General features: G+C 73.3%; 17 protein-coding genes, 1 tRNA gene and 1 pseudogene. 15 read left to right on the top strand and 4 right to left on the bottom strand.

Going from position 1 to position 22,174, the window contains the following annotated elements; genetic code table 11:
- The first annotated feature begins 90 nt into the window (after positions 1-90).
- The 3 genes and pseudogenes from ACFYOU_RS16620 (at position 91) to ACFYOU_RS16610 (ending at position 2,995) form a co-directional block, all read left to right on the top strand.
- A complete protein-coding gene (locus ACFYOU_RS16620) occupies positions 91-939 on the top strand; it encodes a glycerophosphodiester phosphodiesterase family protein (protein ID WP_391306398.1) in 849 nt (282 codons plus the stop codon).
- Positions 940-1,137: 198 nt separating this feature from the next.
- Positions 1,138-1,659, top strand: a pseudogene (locus tag ACFYOU_RS16615) (ATP-binding protein); the annotation flags it as partial.
- A gap of 364 nt (positions 1,660-2,023) precedes the next feature.
- Positions 2,024-2,995, top strand: a complete 972-nt coding sequence (locus ACFYOU_RS16610; protein ID WP_391306396.1) for a DUF5926 family protein — start codon at positions 2,024-2,026, stop codon at positions 2,993-2,995.
- A gap of 1,046 nt (positions 2,996-4,041) precedes the next feature.
- On the opposite strand, the gene ACFYOU_RS16605 is transcribed toward ACFYOU_RS16610, so the two are convergent.
- Complete coding sequence (locus ACFYOU_RS16605; RefSeq protein WP_391306395.1) at positions 4,042-4,704, bottom strand: bifunctional DNA primase/polymerase; 663 nt, start codon at positions 4,702-4,704, stop codon at positions 4,042-4,044.
- A gap of 620 nt (positions 4,705-5,324) precedes the next feature.
- Between ACFYOU_RS16605 and ACFYOU_RS16600 the strand changes: the two genes are divergently transcribed.
- From ACFYOU_RS16600 to ACFYOU_RS16590, 3 genes are all read left to right on the top strand, one after another.
- Entirely contained in the window at positions 5,325-6,776 is a 1,452-nt protein-coding gene (locus ACFYOU_RS16600; RefSeq protein WP_389773158.1) for a PP2C family protein-serine/threonine phosphatase, read from the top strand.
- 325 nt (positions 6,777-7,101) lie between these two features.
- Positions 7,102-8,640, top strand: coding sequence for an aminopeptidase P family protein (locus tag ACFYOU_RS16595; protein WP_389773161.1), 1,539 nt, complete (start codon positions 7,102-7,104; stop codon positions 8,638-8,640).
- Positions 8,641-8,821: 181 nt separating this feature from the next.
- Positions 8,822-9,523, top strand: a complete 702-nt coding sequence (locus ACFYOU_RS16590; RefSeq protein ID WP_391306391.1) for a hypothetical protein — start codon at positions 8,822-8,824, stop codon at positions 9,521-9,523.
- Between the two features lie 30 nt (positions 9,524-9,553).
- On the opposite strand, the gene ACFYOU_RS16585 is transcribed toward ACFYOU_RS16590, so the two are convergent.
- Positions 9,554-10,057 (bottom strand): ATP-binding protein, encoded by a 504-nt coding sequence (locus ACFYOU_RS16585; RefSeq protein ID WP_391306389.1) that lies wholly within the window; start codon positions 10,055-10,057, stop codon positions 9,554-9,556.
- A 271-nt stretch (positions 10,058-10,328) separates the two neighbouring features.
- Here ACFYOU_RS16585 and ACFYOU_RS16580 point away from each other — a divergent pair, with 271 nt between their 5' ends.
- From ACFYOU_RS16580 to ACFYOU_RS16540, 9 genes are all read left to right on the top strand, one after another.
- On the top strand, positions 10,329-11,138 hold the full coding sequence (locus ACFYOU_RS16580; protein ID WP_391306387.1) for a hypothetical protein: 810 nt from the start codon (positions 10,329-10,331) through the stop codon (positions 11,136-11,138).
- 413 nt (positions 11,139-11,551) lie between these two features.
- Positions 11,552-12,340 carry a DUF1775 domain-containing protein gene (locus ACFYOU_RS16575; protein WP_391306385.1) on the top strand — a complete coding sequence of 263 codons (789 nt, stop codon included), beginning with the start codon at positions 11,552-11,554 and terminating at the stop codon, positions 12,338-12,340.
- A gap of 130 nt (positions 12,341-12,470) precedes the next feature.
- Entirely contained in the window at positions 12,471-13,130 is a 660-nt protein-coding gene (locus tag ACFYOU_RS16570; protein WP_391306383.1) for an SCO family protein, read from the top strand.
- Positions 13,127-13,654, top strand: coding sequence for a copper chaperone PCu(A)C (locus ACFYOU_RS16565; protein ID WP_391306381.1), 528 nt, complete (start codon positions 13,127-13,129; stop codon positions 13,652-13,654). The genes ACFYOU_RS16570 and ACFYOU_RS16565 overlap by 4 nt, the downstream gene beginning before the upstream one ends.
- Positions 13,655-13,668: 14 nt before the next feature.
- Positions 13,669-15,720, top strand: a complete 2,052-nt coding sequence (locus ACFYOU_RS16560) for a copper resistance protein CopC (protein WP_391306379.1) — start codon at positions 13,669-13,671, stop codon at positions 15,718-15,720.
- 3 nt (positions 15,721-15,723) lie between these two features.
- Entirely contained in the window at positions 15,724-17,088 is a 1,365-nt protein-coding gene (gene efeB, locus ACFYOU_RS16555) for an iron uptake transporter deferrochelatase/peroxidase subunit (RefSeq protein WP_391306378.1), read from the top strand.
- A gap of 442 nt (positions 17,089-17,530) precedes the next feature.
- The gene (gene pheA / locus ACFYOU_RS16550; RefSeq protein WP_391306376.1) at positions 17,531-18,466 is read left to right on the top strand and encodes a prephenate dehydratase; all 936 of its coding nucleotides are present in this window, start codon (positions 17,531-17,533) and stop codon (positions 18,464-18,466) included.
- A gap of 779 nt (positions 18,467-19,245) precedes the next feature.
- Positions 19,246-20,529, top strand: coding sequence for a serine--tRNA ligase (gene serS, locus ACFYOU_RS16545; protein WP_389773186.1), 1,284 nt, complete (start codon positions 19,246-19,248; stop codon positions 20,527-20,529).
- 182 nt (positions 20,530-20,711) lie between these two features.
- Positions 20,712-21,527, top strand: coding sequence for a Cof-type HAD-IIB family hydrolase (locus ACFYOU_RS16540; RefSeq protein ID WP_391306813.1), 816 nt, complete (start codon positions 20,712-20,714; stop codon positions 21,525-21,527).
- Between the two features lie 46 nt (positions 21,528-21,573).
- On the opposite strand, the gene ACFYOU_RS16535 is transcribed toward ACFYOU_RS16540, so the two are convergent.
- Both ACFYOU_RS16535 and ACFYOU_RS16530 read right to left on the bottom strand, forming a co-directional pair.
- Positions 21,574-21,657 (bottom strand) — tRNA-Ser (locus tag ACFYOU_RS16535).
- Positions 21,658-21,894: 237 nt separating this feature from the next.
- Entirely contained in the window at positions 21,895-22,140 is a 246-nt protein-coding gene (locus ACFYOU_RS16530; RefSeq protein WP_391306374.1) for a hypothetical protein, read from the bottom strand.
- Positions 22,141-22,174 lie beyond the last annotated feature (34 nt).

Below are 22,174 nucleotides of genomic sequence, written 5' to 3'. Positions count from 1 at the left end.
CATCTTGGACACATTCACGGAAGGTCCCCCGGCCGGGCGAGACCCACGCCCGCGCGCCCTCCGCCCGGCCCCGGATGGCACGATGACGCGGTGACCCACGCAGACCGGCATCCGACCCGCCCCGTCCAGGTGGTGGCCCACCGGGGCGCCTCCGAGGACGAGCCGGAACACACCCTGGCCGCCTACCGGAAGGCCATCGAGGACGGCGCCGACGCCCTGGAGTGCGACGTGCGGCTCACCGCCGACGGCCACCTCGTCTGCGTCCACGACCGTCGCGTCAACCGTACGTCGAACGGCCGCGGAGCGGTGTCGGCACTCGAACTCGCCGACCTGGCCGCCCTCGACTTCGGTTCCTGGAAGCGGCGCTCGGCGGGGCGGGAGGGCCCCGGCTGGGAGGAGAGCCCCGACTGGGAGAGCAGCCCGGAGCGGACGGGCACCTCGGTGCTCACCCTGGAACGGCTCCTGGAACTGGTCGCCGACGCGGGCCGGCCGGTCGAGCTGGCCATCGAGACCAAGCACCCCACCCGCTGGGCCGGGCAGGTCGAGGAACGCCTCCTCGACCAGCTCCGACGCTTCGGGCTCGCCGCTCCGCGCTCGGCGGAGGAGTCCCCGGTGCGGATCATGAGCTTCTCGGCCCGCTCGCTGCACCGGGTGCGGGCGGCCGCTCCCGAGCTCCCCACCGTGCACCTGACGCAGTTCCTGACCCCCCGGCTGCGCGAGGGGCGGCTCCCCCGGGACGTGCGGATCGCGGGCCCCTCGATCCGGCTGGTGCGCAACCACCCGGGGCACGTGGCGAAGCTCCGGCAGGCCGGCCACCAGGTGCACGTGTGGACCGTGAACGAGCCCGCGGACGTCGACCTCTGCGTGCGCCTCGGCGTCGACGCGATCATCACCAACCGGCCGGCACAGGTGCTCGCCCGACTCGGCCGGACCCCGTAGCCCGACCGGTCCCACCGGACCACACCGGTGTCCTGACCATGGCCGGAAACCGACCCGGAAGGCGACCCGGAGCGGCGCCGTACGGGGCCGGACGGGCAGCGGGACGGCCGCGGTACGGGAGCCTCCGGCGACCGACCGGAGGGGACGCCGATCACGGGGAGTGCGCTGGCGCGTTCGCTGCGTGTCGAGGGCCCGCGAGTGCGACACCCGGGTCCGGCGGGCCGGTTTCCGGTCCAGTCCAATGGGGCATCCACACGATGGCGTGGGGCGAAGGAGGTCTCGGGGGTGGCGTTGGTGGTGACACAGGAGGTACCCACGTCGTCGAGCATGGCCGTGCCCCATGGCCCTGCGGGCGTAGGGGAAGCCAGGCGCCGGATGCAGGCGCAGCTGCGGGGCGGCGGAGTGCCGGAAGCGGTCGTCGACGACGCGGTGTTGATCCTTTCCGAACTGCTGAGCAACGCGTGCCGACACGGCCGCCCGCTCGGTGACGCGCTCGCCGGTGACGGCGACGTCAGGGCGGCGTGGCGCACGGACGCGTCCGGCCGGCTGACGGTGGAGGTGACGGACGGCGGCGGTCCGACCCGCCCGGTCCCGTCGACGCCTTCGGTCACCGCGCACGGCGGTCGCGGGCTGAACATCATCGGTGCGCTCGCCGACGACTGGGGCGTCCGCGACAACGACCGCGGCGAAGTGACCGTGTGGGTCGTGGTGCGGGACGACTCCCGTACGGGCTCCCGTAGCGACTCCGGCTCCCCCACCGATTCCCGTACCGGCGGGCGTACAGCGGATGTTCACGGCGATTTCGCTACGCGCGTCACATCACTCCGGGACACGGGCCCGTCGCTCCGGGACACGGGTGCCGCATCGCTACGGGACCCGGGGGCGTCGCGCCGGGACGCGGGCGCTGCGGAGCGGGAGTTCGACGGTTCCCGGGCTCCCGACCCGTTCGACGCCGACCCGTTCGGCCACTACGACTGACTCCGCACCGCCCCGACGCACCCCACCGGCGCGGGGCGGGCGCTGTCGGCGGGAGCGGATAGGCTCGCGGAGTTACGAGACGAGCCGTGATCGGGAGACAGGCACGATGGCCAAGAAGCGCCCCCAGACGAAGGCCACACCGCGCTCCACCAGCGCCGACGACCGGGAGGTCCCCGTCGTAGGAGCCCGCGAGCCCTGCCCCTGCGGATCGGGGCGGCGCTACAAGGCGTGCCACGGCCGCGCGGCCTCCCACGCAGCGACCGAGCTGGTCCAGCGCCCCTTCGAGGGGCTGCCAGGCGAGGGCGACTGGGTGGCGCTGCGCGAGCTGGTCCCGGCGGCGACCGTCGCCCTGACGCTCAAGGGCGGGCTGCCCGAGGGCGTGCCGTCGGTGACGCTGGCGACGGTCCTGCCGATGGCCTGGCCGGCGCTGCGCCGCGACGACGGCTCGGTGCTGCTGGGCGTGCAGAACGACACCTCCTCCGGTGACATCAGCCGGGACCTCGCCGACACCTTGGAGCGCGCCCTCGTGGCCGAGCCGGGCACCCCGGTGCAGGGCCGCCGGGCGCCGGCGGACGGACCGCGCCTCCAGGACCTGATCGAGCCCGACAGCGCCTTCGAGCCGGCCGTGCACCCGGGCTTCGAGTTCTGGGTCCCGGACGCGGAGAACGCCGCCCCGGACGTCACCGCCTCCCTGGAGCGCGCCAACGAGGCGGCCATCCCGACGGTCAAGCTCGCCGGCGTGGACGCCGCGTACTGGTGCGAGACCCCGGAGAAGAACCACCTGCGCTGGGTCATGCCGTACCCGGAGGAGCAGCTGCTGGACGCGCTGGCCCGGCTGCACGCCGCCGGCACCTCCTCGCTGGGCGAGGGCACCCGGCTGGTCGGTTCCTTCCGGGCGCACGGTCTGACGGTCCCGGTGTGGGACCTGCCGACGGGCGTCACCGCCGAGGACGTCGAGAAGCCGGCGGCCGCGTTCGCGGAGCGACTGGTGTCCGCCCTCGCCGTCGACGCGCCGTTGACCCCGGACGAGCGGCGGGCCCGCGGCGGTCTCACCAACCGTCAGGTCACCCTGAGCTGATCCGCCCGCCCGCGCGGCGCGTCGGACCGGTGGCGACACCTCCCGGTCCGACCCGCCGCGGTACCGCCGCACGGCTGCGGCCGCCGCGCACACCGCGACGTACGTCGCACGCCGCCCCGCACCCCGCGAGGTCACCGCACGGCCCCCGGTACGCCGCGCGCCCCCGCATGACGGGTACGACACCCCCGGAGCGACACGCGCCCGCCCCCCGCACGGCCCCGCACCCGTACCCGCGGACATCCGCACCCGCCCCCGTACGGACGCACTCGCACGGGCGCGCGTACGCACACCGCAGCGAACGATCCGCAGCCGTAGGTGAGGGGCGCGTCACTGACCGACCGGTCAGCATGCGGAACGGGTGACTCCTGTCACAACTACCCGCGCCCGCGCGCAAATCGCTGGCCAAATAGGCGGCATCGAATTTGCTAACCGCCGATCTCTTGTTACGGTTCGGATAGCCCGGTTGCTGGTGCATCCCCCGTCGCCAGCAACCGGGCGCTTCCATGTCCGGGCCCGCGTGCCGCACCCGCCGGCCGGCACCCATCCCCTCATCAGCGCTTTCAACTCCCCCACCGATCTACGGAGTTGTCGTGCCCCTGACTGGAGGGGGCTCGCGCACCGCATCGCCGGGCCGCGCGCCGCGACGGCCGCCGAGGGGCTCCCCGTCCTGCGGGGCTCGCCCCGCGGGGCGCGGCGCGCCCGGCCGTCCGCGAGGGCCCGCCCCTCCCGCACCGCCCCGGGTCCGCCCGTGCGACCCCGGGCCGACCCACCCTCGTCAACCGGCCATATCAACGGAGTCCGAAGCACCCGAAGTTCCCGCCGCCACCCCCGACCGGCGGCCTCCGTCCGGCAGGGCACGGCCCGCCCCCCGACCCGTCCGACCGGGGTACCGCCCCGGCCGGGCTGCCGGCCGGGCCGCCGCAACCGCGGGCCCGGACGGATCGCGGGCGGGCGAACGGGCGAACAAGACGGCGGCGGCCCCGGGTCAGCCACCCCGGGACCGCCGCGCAGTCCGTCCGCACTCCCCGCACCCGAGGCGACGGACCCTAGAGCTCCGGCGCGTTCACCTCCGCACGGATGAGGGCGTCCACGAGCCCGTCCACCACGGCCTCCACGTCCGGCACCCAGGGGCGCGCCGAACCGGGCAGCGGCGCCCGCTCCCACCGGACCTGACCCACGCCGGTCCCCGAGGGCGGCAGGGCGAGGTAGCCGCCCTCACCGTGGAACCGGAGCGAGCCCGGGACGTGGTCCTTCGCGTAGAGCAACTCGCCCAGCCGCTCGAAGGAGTACGGGGCGACGAGCAGCGCCCAGCGCTCCGGGGTCGCGATCACGGGGCCCAGGCGGATGCCCGCCCGGTCGAGCGCGGTGAGGGCGCGGGCCGCCGGGAGGGCGGGCAGACTGACGGCGCAGGGCGCCGCGCCGCCCGTGGCCAGGATGACGGGCGCCTGCGGACGGTTGGTCCACCACCAGCGCACCATCCGCTCGTCCGTGGTGGCCGCGAGCAGCCCGGGCTCGAAGGGGTGCGCTCCCGGCACCCCGCAGTCCGGGTCGGGGCAGGAACAGCCGGCACCGCGCGGCCGAGTCCCCACCCCCGGGAGTACGGGCCACTGCCAGAGCGTCGCGAAGGTCAGTGCCGCACCGATGACCTCGGGCCGCCCGTCATTGCGCCTGGACAGGAGCCCGCGTCGCCTTCCGAGGATCTCGCGCATGAGCGCTCGTTCCTTTCCTTGAACGCCGAAGACCACATCACAGCATGTGTCGATCAGTTGATCAGTTAACCGTGCATACGAAACGGCTGTTCGCCGTGCGTGCGTGCTGGCGCGTCACCACCCCTGCCTCAGGCACGGGGAGCCCCGAAGGGTCGATCCTTTGGGTGCGGCCGTTGCGCTGCCGCGTCTGGTTAGAGCATGGCCGTGGCATGGGGTGGCGGCGTCGGTCTCGTGCCGTCACGCGTCGTACTCGCTACCGGTGCCACGGACGATGGGGCACGGTCACTGCTGGTGATGACGCCCGGTTCCGTCGCCAGGTTCCACGACCGCGGTGTTCTGCACCGGGTCACTCCTGGCCTTCACCGATTACGTACCCATCAAGACCGCCATGACGCTCCGTCGAACAATGCCAGTCGACCGCAATGAGCCGTTCCCATGGGCAGTTTTTTGCCAACTTGCGATGTTGCCGAAAACCCCACGGACACCAGGGATCCCAGCAGGACAATGCTGGACATCCCCTCTCCACTCCGTGTAGATGTGGAGACATTGTCGGCACCGCGGAATGACAGGGGGTTTGCGATGCTATTCAGCATTACGCACCGGCCCGGGAGTCGGACACCATGACAACCCCCCCTCCACCGAAAGTGGCCGGAATCGATTCTGCGGTTCCCGCCCCCGCTCACACTGTCACGCCCGTCGCTCCCGCCCCGTCCCCCGCGGACGCGGGAGCCGGTTCCCCGGGGGACGAGCCGCCCGGCGGCGCCCCGGGGAGCGGGCCCGACGGAGCCCCGCCCCCGCCCGCCGGAACGGTCCTCCAGGACCGGTTGGCCGGATGGGTCTCCGACCTCACGACCCTGCACGAGCTGACCGAGCGCCTGACGCGCCGGACGACGGTCGAGGAGGCGCTGCACGAGGTGCTGCGCGCCGGCGCGGCCCTCGTGGGCGCCCGGCGCGGGTTGGTCGTCCTCGAACCGGCTGACGGATTCGGGCCGGACACCACGGTCGGGCTGGGCCTGGCACGGGCGGACATCGGCCATATCGAGACAGTTCCGCGCAGCTCGACGTCGTACGGTCGACTCCTGGACGCACCTGCCGCGGACCACGAGATCGCCCATCCCGACCTGCTGCGCGACGACGCCGTCGACCCGCGTCACCGCGAGGTAGCCGCCCGTCTGGGCTACGCGGCCAGTTACGCACTGCCACTGACGGCGGAGGGAACCGGCCGGCTCGGGGCGGCCGTGTGGCTGTACGACGAACCCGCCGAACCGACGGAGCGCCAGCGCCACCTGGTCGGCCTCTACACCCGGCACGCCGGCGAGCACCTGGCGCGGCTCCTCGATCTGGAGCGGGCCCGCACCGCCGCTTCGGCGCTCGCCGGAGAGCTGCTGCCGAAACGGTTGGCCCGGGTGCCCGGGGTGCAGTTGGCCGTGCGCCACCACAGCGGTCAGCGCGGGGGCGGCGACTGGTTCGACGCGCTGCCGCTGCCGGAGGGCGCGCTCGGGCTGTCGGTCGGTTCGGTCACCGGGTCGGGGCCGAGCGCGGTCGCCGCGATGGGGCGGCTGCGGGCCTCGCTGCGGGCGTACGCGGTGATGGAGGGCGAGGACCCGGTGGCGGTCCTGTCCGACCTGGAGCTGCTGCTGCGGCTGACCGAGCCGGCCCGCGGCGCCACCGCGCTGTTCGCGTACTGCGAACCCGCCCTGCGCAAGGTCACGTTGGCCGGGGCCGGGCACTGTCCGCCGCTGATCGTCGGCGAGCGGCGCACCGAGTACGTGGAGACCTCGCTGTCGGCGCCGTTGGGGATGCTGGCGTGCTGGGAGGCCCCGAGCGTGGAGCTGCGCCCCGAGCCAGGAGAAACGGTGCTGCTGTTCACCGACGGGCTGCTCCAGCGCACCGGCGACCCGATGGACCGGGCCTTCGCCCGGCTGCACTCGGCGGCGGCCGGTGTGCCCGCGCGGCTCCGGGACGACCCCGGGGCGATCGCGGACCACGTGGTGCGGGCGATGGCGCCGCAGGGTCTTGAGGACCCGGACAGCGACGAGGACGTGGTGGTGCTGGCGGCCCGGTTCGACTGAGCCGTCCCGCCCGACGCCGACTGCCACGCCCACCCCCGTACCGTCGCGCCGGGCCGGCCGTCGCACCGCGACGGGTCGCGCCCGCACCGGCGCAGCGTCCGGTCGCCCCCGGCTCGGGGGTCGCGTCCGGGCCACCCGCCGTGCGGGGGTGCCCCGGACGCGACGGGACGGGAGCACAGTCCGCGGTCCGCGATCACCGAACGCGAGCCGTCGACCGCTCACCGTGTACATGGCAGATACATGGGCCATGACTTCCGGCCACGAGCCCCCTTCCGCACGACCGTACGATGGAGGGGGTCCAAAGCCGCATCCAAGGAGGAAGACCGTGTCGGAGGAGCTCAACCCGGAGAACCCGGAGGCCCCGGAGACCGCTGAAACGCTCGCGAACCCGGAGAACCCGGAGGAGCAGGGCATCGCGGACGCTCCGGAGGGCGCCGAGGAGGGGGAGCCGATCCAGCAGCGCAAGAACGGCCTCTACCCCGGCGTGTCCGATGAACTGGCCGAAAACATGCGGTCGGGCTGGGCGGACACGGAGCGGCAGGATCTCGCCCCGATCCCGCAGGCGTCCGAGACGGCCGCCCGCCGGGCCGCCCTGTCCGCACGCTTCCCCGGTGAACGCCTCGTCATTCCCGCGGGCAACCTGAAGACCCGCTCGAACGACACCGAGTACCCGTTCCGCTCCTCGGTGGAGTACGCGTACCTCACCGGCAACCAGACCGAGGACGGCGTCCTCGTGCTGGAGCCGACCGACACCGGGCACGACGCCACGATCTACCTGCTGCCGCGCTCCGACCGGGAGAACGGCGAGTTCTGGCTCGACGGCCAGGGCGAGCTGTGGGTGGGCCGACGCGACTCGCTCACCGAGGCCACGCAGCTGTACGGCGTCCCCGCGTCCGACGTCCGCAAGCTGCCCGACGCGCTGCGCGCGGCGAGCGGCCCGGTCCGGGTGGTCCGCGGTTACGACCGGGGCGTCGAGGCGGCCCTCACCGACAAGGTGACCGGCGAGCGCGACGAGGAGCTGCGGGTCTTCCTCTCCGAGGCCCGCCTGGTCAAGGACTCCTTCGAGGTCGGCGAACTCCAGAAGGCGGTCGACTCGACCCTGCGGGGCTTCGAGGACGTCGTCAAGGTGCTCGACCGGGCCCAGGCCACCAGCGAGCGCTACATCGAAGGCACCTTCTTCCTGCGCGCCCGCGTCGAGGGCAACGACATCGGCTACGGCTCGATCTGCGCCTCCGGCGCCCACGCCACCACCCTGCACTGGGTCCGCAACGACGGCCCCGTCCGGGCCGGCGACCTGCTGCTGCTGGACGCGGGGGTCGAGACCCACACCCTCTACACCGCCGACATCACCCGCACCCTGCCGGTCGACGGAACCTTCAGCGAGCTCCAGAAGAAGATCTACGACGCGGTGTACGACGCCCAGGAGGCCGGGATCGCCGCGGTGCGCCCGGGCGCCAAGTACCGCGAGTTCCACGACGCCGCCCAGCGCGTCCTCGCCGAACGGCTGGTCGAGTGGGGGCTCGTCGAGGGCCCGGTGGAGCGGGTGCTCGAACTGGGCCTCCAGCGCCGCTGGACGCTGCACGGCACCGGCCACATGCTCGGCATGGACGTGCACGACTGCGCCGCCGCCCGCACCGAGACGTACGTCGGGGGCACCCTGGAGCCGGGCATGTGCCTGACGGTGGAGCCGGGCCTGTACTTCCAGGCCGACGACCTCACCGTGCCCGAGGAGTACCGGGGCATCGGCGTCCGGATCGAGGACGACATCCTCGTCACCGAGGACGGCAACGTGAACCTGTCCGCCGCCCTGCCGCGCCGCTCCGACGAGATCGAGCGGTGGATGGCGGAGCTCCAGCAGGGCTGAGCCCCTCGCCCCGGCCGGCGCCCCGGCCCAGGACCCGCCGCCCCGCACCCGGTCACCTCCGGGTGCGGGGCGGCAGTCGCTACCCTGACGGGCCACGGGCACCCGCGGGGGAACGCGCACGGGGCTCACCACCGGGGCCGGACCACCTCCGCGGCCGTGCCCCGCGTCCGGGAGACGGCCGATGATCGAGCTGACCGACCCGCAACTCGTCGAACAGGACCTGGTCCTGACCCCCGCGGACGCCCTGCGGGACGTGCCCGCCGAGGGCGACCCCGCGGACCCGCCGCTCGCCGGACGGGTCCGGCTCGGCGGACCGCACGCGCTGCGGCTGACGCCCGACGAACTCGCCGCCGACCCCGACCTGGCCCGCTACGCCGAGGACCAGGCCGCCCTGTACGACCACTACCTGGTCCGGCTGTCGCTCACCTTCCCGCCCGAACCCCGCGGCCCCCGGCTGGAGTTCGCGCACCTCGGCCTGACCCTGTCGTCCACCGCGTTCGCCCCGCAGCCCGTCGCCCACTCGATGGACCCGGTGCGGCTCACCGACGCGGTGGAAGTCCAACGGGTGCGCCGCATCGGCCCGCAACTCTCCCTGCTCGGCACCGACGCCTCCCTCGGCGAGGTGGGCCGCACCGTCACGTTCACCCGCAACCGGCCCCTCGTCCAGGCCCTGGACCTCGGAGGCTCCGCACCGGCCTGGGAGTTCCGGCGCACCGAGGCGACGGAACTCACCGGCAGTTACCCGCTGAGCCTGGTCGTCCGGTCGGGGGCCGGCGCCGTGACCGAGCTGGGCTGCACGGTCACCGCCGGGGTGAAGGCGCCCCTGCTCCGCCGCTACCACCGCGTACTGCCCGACCCGCTGCGGCTGCACACGGTGCTGTAGGACCCACGGGCCCCGGGGTGCCGCGCGGGGTCAGGCGATCGCCAGCGGGGCGGCGTCCGCGCGCCACTTGAGGGCCTTGTCGAAGCTGACGACCGCGCCCCCGCGGCCGGGCCGGTTGGTGAAGTGGACGTCGTCGGCCAACTCCCGGATGAGCAACAGCCCCCGCCCGTGCTCGGCATCGTCCCCGGCGGACCCGGCGGACCCGCTCACCGCGGCGACGGGGTGTCCGGCGGCCACGGGACGGGGTCCGCGCCGGTGCGCCACCGGGAAACCGGGGCCCGAGTCGGCGACCTCGATCCGACACATCTCCCCGTCCAGGTAGGCCGACACCCGGTACGCGCCCGGGGCGCCCCCGGGGTGCGGGGCGCCCCCGTGCTCCACCGCGTTGGCACACGCCTCGCTGAGGGCGACCGACACCTCGTAGCAGACCTCCGGGTCCACCCCCGCCGTCTCCATCGTCCGCTGGAGCAGACGCCGTGCCAGCGGGACACTCGCCGCGTCACACCGCAAGTGGACAGACCACGAGATGCTCATGCTCCGGGCTCCCGGCTGCGGTTCGACATACCGTTACGTATTGCCATCGCGCAGTGACCGCAATCGCAGCGCCGACGTGATGCCGCCCATACGGCCGACGCGCCCGACCGGGCGGCCGTGCACCAGGCGTCACCAGCGGATACCGCGGCCCCTTCGGCACCCACCGGGCGGCCGTCGGCCGTACGGCGGCGGGGCGCCCGCCCCGGACCGGACCGTCGGGGACCGACCTGCCGCACCGCGCTCCGCGGCCCAGTGCGATGATGACCCGGCCATGACTGCCCCCCACCCGTGCGAGGAACGCGCCGGGAGAGACCTCCGGCTGCTGCGGGCCGCGGTGTTCGCCGCGGTCTGCGTCGTGCTGTCCGCAGCCGGTCATGTACTCGCCTCGTACCAGGCCGTTCCGTGGTGGACGGTGCTCGCGGGGTTCCTCGGGGTGTTCGCGGTCGCCGTGCCGCTCGCCGGACGGGCCCGGTCACTCGCCGGGATCGCCGCCCTGCTCGGCATCGGCCAGCTCGTCCTGCACGCCGTCTTCGGCATCGGCCAGCACACCGGGGCGAGCACCGCGGCCGCGGCGTCGTCCGATTCCTGGCTGATCGCCCAGGCCGCCCAACTCGTCTGCGGGGCCGGCGCCTCGGCCATCGACCCGGTGCAGGCCCAGCGCATCCTCGACGCGTCCGCCGCCCTCCCCGGGACGGCCCTCGGCCAGGGGCAGCACTCCCTCGACGCGGCCGGGTCCGCCGGGCTCTGGGCCCTGCTGCCCACCCTGCCGATGCTCCTCGGGCACGTCCTGTCGGCCGCCGCGGCCGGCTGGCTGCTGCGCCGGGGCGACCTCGCACTGGTCCGGCTCGTCCGGCTCTCCGTGCAGGGCGTCGCCGAAGGCGCGCTGATCCGTGCGCTGCGCGCCGCCCTCTCCTTCGTCCGGGCCCAGCTCGCGGGGCTCACCGGGGCGCCGGCCAACGGCCCCCGGACCACGGTGGTCGACCGGTCCCGAGTGCCCTGCCCGCGGACCGGGCCGCTGCACCACACGGTGATCCGGCGCGGACCGCCGTTCACCGTGGCCTTCGGCGCGTCCCCCGCGTAGCCGCGCCCACCGGCGGCTCCCGGGCACCGCGCCGACCGTCGCCGAACGGCACGGACGCCGATCCCGGCACCGACCCGTTCCCCCGCACCGACCCGACCCCGACACGTCCACCGCGCCGCGCTCCGCCGCGCGGGCCCACGCCGTGTCGGCGCGCCGGCGCCCGCCCGCACCCGCACGCCCCGCGTGCCGCGGACGGACGTCACCGCGCCCGCATCCCCACCGGATGCGTTCCCGGGTCCCGGTGCATGGGGCGCGACCCGGCGCCGACCGACCCGCTGCCGTGTGCCACCCCCACGCGCCCTCCCGCGTCTTCCCGGGCGGGCCCGATGGCACGGCCGCCGTTCTCCCTGCCAGTCCCACGCCCGTACCACCGAACCGCCGTGGACCGCCACGGCAACTGGAGTGCTTCCGTGATGAAGAAGTCCCGTGTGCTGCTGACCGCCGCCACCTCCGCGACCGCCGTGTTCGTGCTGTCGTCGCCCGCGTTCGCGCACGTCACCGTGCAGCCCGACGGCGAGGCCGCCAAGGGTGGCTACGCGACGATCGGCTTCAAGGTGCCGAACGAGCGCGACGACGCCTCGACCACCAAGCTGGAGATCACCTTCCCCACCGAGCACCCCCTGGCCTCCGTGCTGCCGCAGCCCGTGCCCGGCTGGAAGGCCAAGGTCACCAAGAGCAAGCTCGACAAGCCGATCGAGGTCCACGGCAACAAGATCACCGAGGCCGTCACCAAGGTCACCTGGACCGCCGAGGGCAAGGGCGTCGAACCGGGCTTCTTCCAGCGCTTCCCCGTCTCCGTGGGTCAGCTGCCCGAGAACAGTGACCAGTTGGTCTTCAAGGCCCTCCAGACCTACTCCAACAAGGAGGTCGTCCGCTGGATCGAGGCGCCCACCGAGGGCGGCGAGGAGCCGCAGTACCCGGCGCCCGTGCTGGCCCTGAGCGCCGCTGAGGAAGGCCACCACGGCGGCACCGGCGGGGACGCCAAGGACGCCGAAGGCTCCGCGGAGAAGGAGGCCGAGAAGGGCGAGAAGGACGCCGGCCACGGCCACGAGGACGGCGCGAAGGACAACGCGTCCTCGTCCCACGACAGCGACACCACGGCCCGGGTGCTCGGCATCGCCGGCATCGCCGTCGGCGCGGCCGGAATCGCCTTCGGCGTGCTCGCCGGCCGCCGGGCGGCCGGCAGCGGCACTAAGAGCTGACCTCCGCCCACCCGTCGCGGGCCGGCGCCACCGTGCCGGCCCGCACCCCGACGCCCGGGGCGACACGGCCCGTCGGCCGGACCACCGGTCCGACCGACGGCCGCCCGTCGCCCTTCTGGAGAATTGCCCCATGCGTACCAAGACCCTCATCGCCTCCGCCCTGACCCTCACCGCCGCGCTCACCCTCAGCGCGTGCGGCGGCGGTGACGGCGACTCCGACGCCGCCGTCACCGACAAGGTGGCCGTCGAGACGAAGCGCCAGGCCGGCACCGTCCTCGACTCGCCCTTCACCAAGCCCGACCTCGTCCTCACCGACACCCACGGGAAGTCCTTCGACCTGCGGGCGAAGACCCAGGGCAAGCCGACGCTGATCTACTTCGGCTACACCAACTGCCCCGACGTCTGCCCGCTGACCATGGGCAACCTCGCCCAGGCCAAGAAGCAGCTCCCGAAGGCCGACCAGGACGAACTCCAGGTCGTCCTGGTGACCACCGACCCCGAGCGGGACACCCCGGCCTCCCTCGGCAAGTGGCTCAAGGCCCAGGACCCCGCCTTCACCGGACTGACCGGCGACTTCGACACCATCCAGGCCGGGGCCCGCCAGCTCGGCATCGCCATCGAACCGCCGAAGAAGAACGCCAAGGGCAAGGTCGAGTCGATGCACGGCAAGCAGGTCGTCGCCTTCTCGCCGAAGACCGACAAGGGGTACGTCCTCTACAACGGCGAAACCACCACCATCGACGAGTACGCCAAGGACCTGCCGAAGCTGATCAAGGGTGAGGCCCCGTGACCCGCCCCGCGATCCGCCGCGCGGTCCGCCCCGTGCGGGTGACGGCCCTGGCCGCGGCCCTCGCCACCGGGCTGCTCCTCACCGGCTGCGGCGGCGACACCGCCGACGAGGGGAAGCCCCGGCTGTCCGTGGAGGGCGCGTACATACCCGCACCCCCCACCGCCGACCTCGCCTCCGGGTACTTCGTGGTCAGCAACTCCGGCGGCGCCGACCGGCTCACCTCGGTCACCACCGACCTCGCCGAGACGGTCACCCTGCACAGCACGGCCAACGGCCGGATGAAGGAGAAGTCCTCCTTCACCGTGCCGGCCGACGGCACGCTGGAGTTCGCCCGCGGCGGCAACCACCTGATGTTCGAGGAGCTGACCCGCAAGCCCGAGCAGGGCGACCGGGTCACGCTGAAGCTGCGTTTCGAGAAGGCGGGGGTCATCACCCTGGAGGTGCCCGTCCGCGAGGCCACGTACAACCCGGCGAACGGGAAGTCCGCGCCGTCGTCGCACCCGTCCGACGCTGACCACCACTGAGGGAAGGCCCGCCCGTGCAGACCGTCGCTCCCCGTCTGAGAACCGTGCTCCTGCTGTTCCTGTTCGTCGTCGGGACACTGGTGACCGGCGCCGCTCCCGCCTCCGCGCACGCCGCGCTGACCGGCAGCGACCCGGAGCGGGGATCGGTGGTCGACACGGCCCCCGAACAGGTCTCGGTCACGTTCTCCGAGAACGTGGCCCTGGCCGACGACTCCCTGCGGGTGCTCGACCCCCGGGGCGACCGCGCGGACACCGGGCCCACCTCGGAGGTCGGCGCCACCTCGTACTCCGTGAAGCTCAAGCCGGGCCTGCCCAACGGCACGTTCACGGTGACGTACCAGGTGGTCTCGGCCGACAGCCACCCCGTCGCCGGGGCGTTCACGTTCTCGGTGGGGGCACCGTCCAAGACGTCCGTGGCGGTGCCGGACCAGACGGCGGGCGGCGGCGTCGTCGGCACCCTGTACGACATCGGCCGCTACGTGTCCTACGCGGGGTACGTGCTCATGGTCGGCGGCGCGGTCTTCGTCCTCGCCTGCTGGCCGCGCGGCTCGGGCGTACGGTCCGTCCAACGGGTCGTCGTCGGCGGCTGGCTCGCGCTCGTCGCGGCGACCCTGTGGCTGCTGGGGACCCGCGGCGCGTACCTCACTTCGGGCAGCCCCGGTGACCTCTTCGACCTGAAGCTGCTCGGCGAGGTCCTCCCGACGAAGACCGGCGCCGCCCTCGTCTCCCGGCTGCTGCTGCTCGCCGCCGCCGCACTGTTCATCGCCGTGCTGTTCGGCGTGTACGCCCGGACGGTGGCGAACCGCGACGCCGCCCCCGGCGGGGACGAGCGCATGGAAGGACCCGCGGACGGGGACGGAGCCGGGAACGGGGACGGGAACGGAGCCGGGGACGGGGCCCGGGACGTCGGGGTCGCCGAACGCGACCTGACGTTCGGCCTCGGGGTCGGCGGGGTCGTGGTCGCCGCCGGGATCGCCGCGACCTGGGCCCTGTCCGAACACGCCTCGACCGGCATCCAGACCGGGCTGGCCATGCCCCTCGACGTGGTGCACCTGCTGGCCGTCGCCGCCTGGCTCGGCGGGCTCGTCACCCTGGTGACCGCCCTGTACCGGGCGCCCTCGATCGACGCCGCCGCGGTGCGCCGGTTCTCCGCGCTCGCCTTCGGCAGCGTGGTCGTCCTCGCCGTGACGGGGCTCTACCAGTCCTGGCGGCAGGTCGGCAGCTGGTCGGGCCTGACCGGTACGGACTACGGCCGGCTGCTCCTGCTGAAGGTGGGACTCGTCGCCGTGGTGCTCGCCGCGGCCTGGTTCTCCCGCCGCTGGACCGCACGCCTGTCGAACCACCCCGCCGGGACGGCCACCGAGAACGCCCAGGACGCCGAGGACACCGCCGGGACGGACGCTCCGGCCGCCGACGACGGCACCGTCCGCACTGCACCCGACCCGACGAGCACCGAGCCGACGGGAACCGAGCCGACGAGCATCGACGCGCCCGGCACCGAACGGGCCGCCCAGCTCGCCCGTCAGCGCACCGCCGTGGCCACCGCACGGGTGAAGCGGGCCCGCGACGCCGACCCCGCCCGCTCGGGCCTGCGCCGCTCGGTCCTCGCCGAGACCTCCGTCGCGGTGGTGCTGCTCGCGGTGACCACCGTGCTCACCACGACCGAGCCGGCGCGCACCCAGGAGTCGGCGGAACGCGCCAGCACCAGCGGCGCCGCGAGGTCGGGACCGCTGAGCGTGGAGCTGCCGTTCGACACCGGAAGCGCCGAGGGCAAGGGCCTCGTGACCGTCGACCTGGCCCCCGGGTCCATCGGCAGCAACGGCCTGCACGTCTATGTGGAGCGGCCCAACGGGAGCGGCTACGACGTCCCCGAGATCAAAGTCGCCTTCACCCTGAAGGAGAAGGACATCGGTCCGCTGGCCGTCGCACCGGACCGCATCGCCACCGCACACTGGAGTGCCAGCGGAGTGCAGCTCCCGGTCGCGGGCGAGTGGGAGATCGCCGTGACGGTGCGGACCTCGGACATCGACCAGGTCACGGTGAAGAAGAACGTGAAGATCGGCTGAACCATGGCAGACCCCACCCGAACCACCCCTCCCGCGCCGAAGAACGGGCCGCGGTCCGGGCCACCGGTACCGAAGGACGGACCGCAGGTCGCGGGCCCTGCGGCCACCGGCGGGCCCGGCGTCACCCGCCGCCGTCTGCTCGGCACGGCCGGGGCCACCGGTCTCGCACTCGGCGCGGTGGGCGCCGCCTCCGGTTACGCCCTCGCCGGCTCGGGCAGCCCGGGGACCACCCCGCTGTCCTCGGTCGGCGCGGACACGGCAATGTTTCACGGGAAACATCAGCCCGGAATCACCACCGCGATGCAGACCCACGGTCATCTGATCGCCTTCGACCTGGCGCCGGGGGCGGGTCGCAGGGAGGCGAGCGCCCTACTGCGCCGCTGGTCGGTCACGGCCGCACGGCTGATGGCGGGTGAGGACCGCGACGAGGACACGGGGGTCGCCCGGGACGCCGGCCCTTCGCTGCTGACGGTCACCTTCGGTCTCGGGCACAGCTTCTTCACCCGGACGGGACTGGAGGAGCAGCGTCCCGTGGCACTCGATCCCCTGCCGGACTTCTCGTCGGACCGTCTCGACAAGGCACGCAGCAACGGTGATCTGTGGGTGCAGATCGGGGCGAACGACGGGCTCGTCGCCTTCCACGCCCTGCGCGCGATCCAGAAGCAGGCGGGCGACGCGGCACGGGTGCGCTGGCAGATGAACGGGTTCAACCGTTCCCCGGGCGCGACCGCCCGACCGATGACGGCCCGCAACCTGATGGGCCAGGTCGACGGTACGCGCAACCCGAAGCCGTCCGATCCGGACTTCGCCCAGCGGCTCTTCGTCCCCGACGAACCGAGCGGCACCAGTACGGCCGAGGTCCCCGGCGGCGGCTCACCCGGGTGGATGGCGGGCGGCTCCTATGCGGTGGTCCGCCGCATCCGGATGCTGTTGGACTCCTGGGAGGGCCTGCCCGTCAAGGAGCAGGAGGCGGTGATCGGGCGCCACAAGTCGGACGGCGCCCCGCTGACCGGGGGCGAGGAGACCACGGAACCCGATCTGGAGAAGCTGGGCCCGGACGGTTCCCTGGTGATCCCGCTGGATGCGCACGCCCGGATCAGCCGTCCCGACGAGAACGGGGGCGCGGCGATGCTGCGCCGCCCCTTCTCCTACCACGACGGGTACGACGCGAAGGGCGCCCCGGACGCGGGGCTGCTGTTCGTCTGCTGGCAGGCCGATCCCGCCCGCGGTTTCGTCCCGGTGCAGCGCAAGCTGGACCGGGGGGACGCGCTGTCGCGGTTCATCCGGCACGAGTCGAGCGGACTCTTCGCCGTACCGGGCGGCGCGGAGCGCGGCGGTTACGTGGGCCAGCCACTACTGGAGGGCTGAACGCCGGGGCCGGGGCCGCGACCGTGCCGACCGGGCCGGGCCGGGCGCCCCGCACCACGGAGCCCGCGGAGACCGGCGGAGACCGCGGGGCACCTCGGGCCCGTCTGGAGGACCTCTGGGGCAGCTCTGGGGCGCCTCTGGCGGGGCGGCTGCCCGGCGACCTGGGCCACCGGGCACCGCAGGGTCGCGGGGAGGGGACCGCGGGACGCTCCGGGGCACCGCGGCGGTGAGCGAACGCAGCAGGAGCCGGGGGCACCAGCGGGGCACGGGAACCGCAGGGCACCATGGCTGCGCCCGAGCACCGGCAGGGGCCGTGGCGCCGCGGCGCGGGACCGGCCGCGTTCCGGGACTCCGCACCCGACCGGAGTCCCGACCGCGCACATCACCCGACCGTGCGGAGCAAACGCGGGGCGACCACCCACGAGCCCATTAGGGTGACCGTATGTCGGCCACGCGTTACACCTATCTGGGCCCCGAGGGAACCTTCACCGAGGCCGCCCTCCGTACGCTTCCGGAAGCCGCCACGCGGGAGCTGATCCCGATGGTGTCGGTGCCCGCCGCGTTGGACGCGGTGCGGGTCGGCAGCGCGGCGGGGGCGCTGGTCCCGATCGAGAACTCGGTCGAGGGCGGAGTCACCGCCACCCTGGACGAGCTGGCCAGGGGCGGACCGCTGATGATCTACCGCGAGGTGGTCCTCCCGATCGCCTTCGCGCTGCTGGTCAGGCCGGGTACCCAGCTGTCCGGCATCAAGACCGTGACCGGTCATCCGGTCGCCCAGCCCCAGGTCCGCAACTGGCTGGCCGCCCATCTGCCCGACGCCGTGTGGGAGTCGGCGGCATCGAACGCGGACGGGGCGCGGCTCGTCCAGGAGGGGCGGTTCGACGCGGCCTTCGCGGGGGAGTTCGCGGCGGTGACGTACGGGCTGGAGGCCCTGGTCACGGACATCCATGACGCGGCGAACGCCGAGACCCGGTTCGTCCTGGTGGGCCGCCCCGCCCGACCGGCCGCGCCGACCGGGGCGGACAAGACGTCCGTGGTGGCCTGGCTGGGCGACGACCACCCGGGCGCGCTGCTCGCCCTGCTCCAGGAGTTCGCGATCCGGGGCGTCAACCTGATGCGCATCGAGTCCCGCCCGACCGGCCAGGGCATCGGGAACTACTGCTTCTCGATCGATGCCGAGGGTCACATCACCGATCGGCGGGTGGGCGAAGCCCTGATGGGGCTGAAACGCACCTGTCCGCAGGTGCGCTTCCTCGGCTCGTACCCCCGGGCCGGCGTGTCCCTGGACGAGGTGACGCCCGTCCGGCCCGGCACCTCCGACCAGGAGTTCTCGGAGGCTTCTGACTGGCTCTCGTGGTCCCTGGACGGGCGTTTCTAGCCACTGATCGGGTAGTCGTACGTCTCCCTCACCCGTCCGCCACTCGGCGGGGCCCCTTCGGGGAAAGTTATCCACAGCCTCCCGTGCGACCTGGGGACAAGTCGACAACCGTACCCATGGGGGTCGACAAATCAGCTAGGCCGATTGGCCCCGTCCACAGAACTGCACGTCACCCCGCGTCCACGACTTCCCTTGATCAACCCGTGAGAGTGAAGGCAATTCACTCGAAAGTGAGTGGGAGAGTGGTTTCCTCCAAGGTTTCCTCGCTATGGGTGCAGTCGCTGGAACGATCAGCTCCGTCATCCACAGATCTCTCACACAGCCTGTGGATAACCTTCCCCACACCCCCTCCCTGTGGACAACAGCCACCCGCCACCGTCACCAACTCCACTTCCGCCCAAGGGAAACGGGGTCAACCAGCCGCCCCGCACCTCACCGTCCCGAAGGAACAGGCACGATTTGTGGACGCCTGACACGCGGTACTGCACCCCTGCGGCACACCTCACCCCGGCCCACCCGCACCCCCGCGGCCACCACCTCCGCACCCACCCGCGGTCGCCGCACGAAGGATGACCACGCACCCCGCACAACGCATTCACGTCCGCTAAACGCCTCTGATTTCGCCACCTCCCGCCCCACTCGTCCGCACCGGAACACCCCACCCCCTTTTTCTTCGGATCGCCCTTCCCGACCCGCCCAACAGTCCGACAATGAGGACATTGCTCACAGCGCGCAAAACGCAGTCGTGGGCCGGAAGCGGGCACCGGTAGCCTTGAGGGGTGATTGACCTTCGCCAGCTCCGTGAGGACCCCGACCGTGTCCGCGCCTCGCAGCGCGCCCGTGGAGAGGACGTCGACCTCGTCGACGCCGTGCTCTCCGCAGACGAGCGGCGCAGGTCCTCCGGGCTCCGTTTCGACGAGCTGCGCTCCGAGCAGAAGGCGCTCGGCAAGCTGATCCCCAAGGCCACCGGGGACGAGAAGCAGGAACTCCTCAAGAAGGCCGGCGAGCTGGCCGCCGCCGTCAAGGCCGCGAACGCCGCACAGGACGAGGCCGAGGAGGAGACCAAGCGGCTCTCCCTCAAGCTCGGCAACCTGGTGCACCCCGACGTCCCGGTGGGCGGCGAGGAGGACTTCGTCGTCCTGGAGACCCACGGCACCATCCGCGACTTCGCGGCCGAGGGCTTCGAGCCCAAGGACCACCTGGAGCTGGGCGAGGCCCTCGGCGCCATCGACGTCGAACGCGGCGCCAAGGTCTCCGGCTCGCGCTTCTACTACCTCACCGGCGTCGGCGCCCTGCTGGAGCTCGCCCTCGTCAACGCGGCGATCGCCCAGGCCACCGAGGCCGGGTTCATCCCGATGCTCACCCCTGCGCTGGTCCGCCCGCGCGCCATGGAGGGCACCGGATTCCTCGGCCAGGCGTCCGAGAACGTCTACCACCTGGAGAAGGACGACTACTACCTCGTCGGCACCTCCGAGGTCCCCCTCGCCGCGTACCACATGGACGAGATCCTCGACGCCGACAGCCTCCCGCTGCGCTACGCCGGTTTCTCGCCCTGCTTCCGCCGCGAGGCCGGCACCTACGGCAAGGACACCCGGGGCATCTTCCGGGTGCACCAGTTCGACAAGGTCGAGATGTTCTCCTACGTCGCGCCCGAGGACGCCGAAGCCGAACACCAGCGGCTGCTGGACTGGGAGAAGCAGTGGCTCTCGGGCCTCGAACTGCCCTTCCAGGTGATCGACGTGGCCAGTGGCGACCTCGGCGCCTCGGCCTCGCGCAAGTTCGACTGCGAGGCGTGGATCCCCACCCAGGGCAAGTACCGCGAGCTGACGTCCGCCTCGAACTGCGACAGCTTCCAGGCCCGACGGCTGTCCGTGCGGATGCGGGACACCACGGGCGGCAAGAAGGTGCTCCAGCCGCTGGCGACGCTGAACGGCACGCTGTGCGCGGTACCGCGCACGATCGTGGCGATCCTGGAGAATCACCAGCAGGCCGACGGCTCCGTGGTGGTGCCCCGGGTGCTGCGCCCGTACCTCGGTGGTCGCGAGGTCCTCGAACCGAAGTAGGGCACCCGCGCGTCGGCGCCCGCCCCCGAACTCAGCTTGGAGCCGATCAGCACGTGAACCCCGCGTCGACCCCCGCCGAGCAGCCCGCCCGTCCCGTTTCCGTACCGTCCCCCGCCGGGGAGCCGTCGGCCGGTGCGCCGGGCGCCCGGCGGGGCGCCGAGCCCGGTGCGTTCCCCTACCGGCTGGTCGCCACGGACCTCGACGGCACGCTGCTGCGGAGCGACGACACCATCTCCGAGCGCACCCGTGAGGCCCTCGCGGCGAGCACCGCCGCCGGGGCCGCGCACATCGTCGTCACCGGCCGTGCGGTGCCCTGGACCCGGCACGTCCTCGACGCCCTCGGGTACGAGGGACTCGCGGTGTGCGCCCAGGGAGCACAGGTGTACGACGCGGGTTCCGGGCGGCTGCTGACCTCCGTGACACTGGACCGCGGGACGGCCCGGCTCGCCCTGGAGAAGATCGAGTCCGAGGTGGGGACGCTGGCGCTGGCCGTCAGCCGGGACGGACTGGACGGGAACGTGATCGTCGAGCCCGACTACGTCACCACCGACGGCGGACCGCTGCCGTACGTCCCCTTCACCGACCGGGCCGAGGCGTGGGCCGAGCCGCTGAACAAGATCTACATCCAGCGCCCCGGACTCGGCGACGACGAACTCGCCGCGGCCGCGCGGGCCGCTGCGGGCGGGCTGGTCGGAGTGGTCATGGCGGGTCCGGGGATAGTGGAGATCCTGCCGCTGGGCCTCACCAAGGCGACGGGTCTGTCGATCGCCGCGCGCCGGCTCGGCGTCAAGCCCGCGGAGACCATCGCCTTCGGTGACATGCCCAACGACCTGCCCATGTTCAGCTGGGCCGGGTACGGGGTCGCCATGGGCAACGCGCACGAGGACCTGCGCGCGATCGCCGACGAGGTCACCGCCGCCAATGACGACGACGGCATCGCCCACGTCCTGGAGCGCCTCCTCACCACTGGTGGAACGAACGCCCTCACGGGTGTGTGACGGTCCGCCGGGCGCCGTCCCGTCGACCACGGCACCGAACTGTTCGCGGAGGATGCGCGATTCGAACGCGCGCGGGCACAACCCGACCACGGCTTAGCAAGCCGGTGCCTTCCCACTCGGCCAATCCTCCGGGAGGGCGACCCGCGCTTTCGCGCGCTCGAAGCGGTCGCCCCGGGCAACTCCCCGTACGGAGCGAACTCCACGGAGTGACTACTCCGGTGTTGCGCTCCGCCCGTTGCCCTGAGGGGAACGGGACGTACTCAGGAACACGTCGCGCTCCTCCCCGGTCGTCAGCGCCGGACCGCCCGGCGGCACACGACCAATGTCCCGCACCGGATAGTTGGCCGCCACCGAATTAGCCGGTGGCTCAGCGCTTGCGCCACTTCCGACGCCGCGCCTTGGACCAGAACCACCCGGCGGGCGGCTCGTCCGAACGCCACGGCTGCGGTTCGGGCGCCTGCCCGCGCCACTTCTCGGCCAGCATCCGCGCCCGTGCGGACGGCTCCTGGGCCTCCGCGGCCCGGACGAACGCCTCGTCGAACTCAACGGCGTCCCAGTCGTCGCGGTCGTCCCCCTCCGGGGCCCCACCCCGCGGCGTCGGTTCCCCTGCCATCGTGGCTCCTTCCTCGGGCCGTCCCGTACCAACG

This window comes from Streptomyces sp. NPDC005955 (genome assembly GCF_042871255.1).
GTDB lineage: Bacteria > Actinomycetota > Actinomycetes > Streptomycetales > Streptomycetaceae > Streptomyces.
The sequence above is the reverse complement of the archived record's forward strand: the minus strand, read 5'-3'. Positions and strand labels throughout refer to the sequence as shown.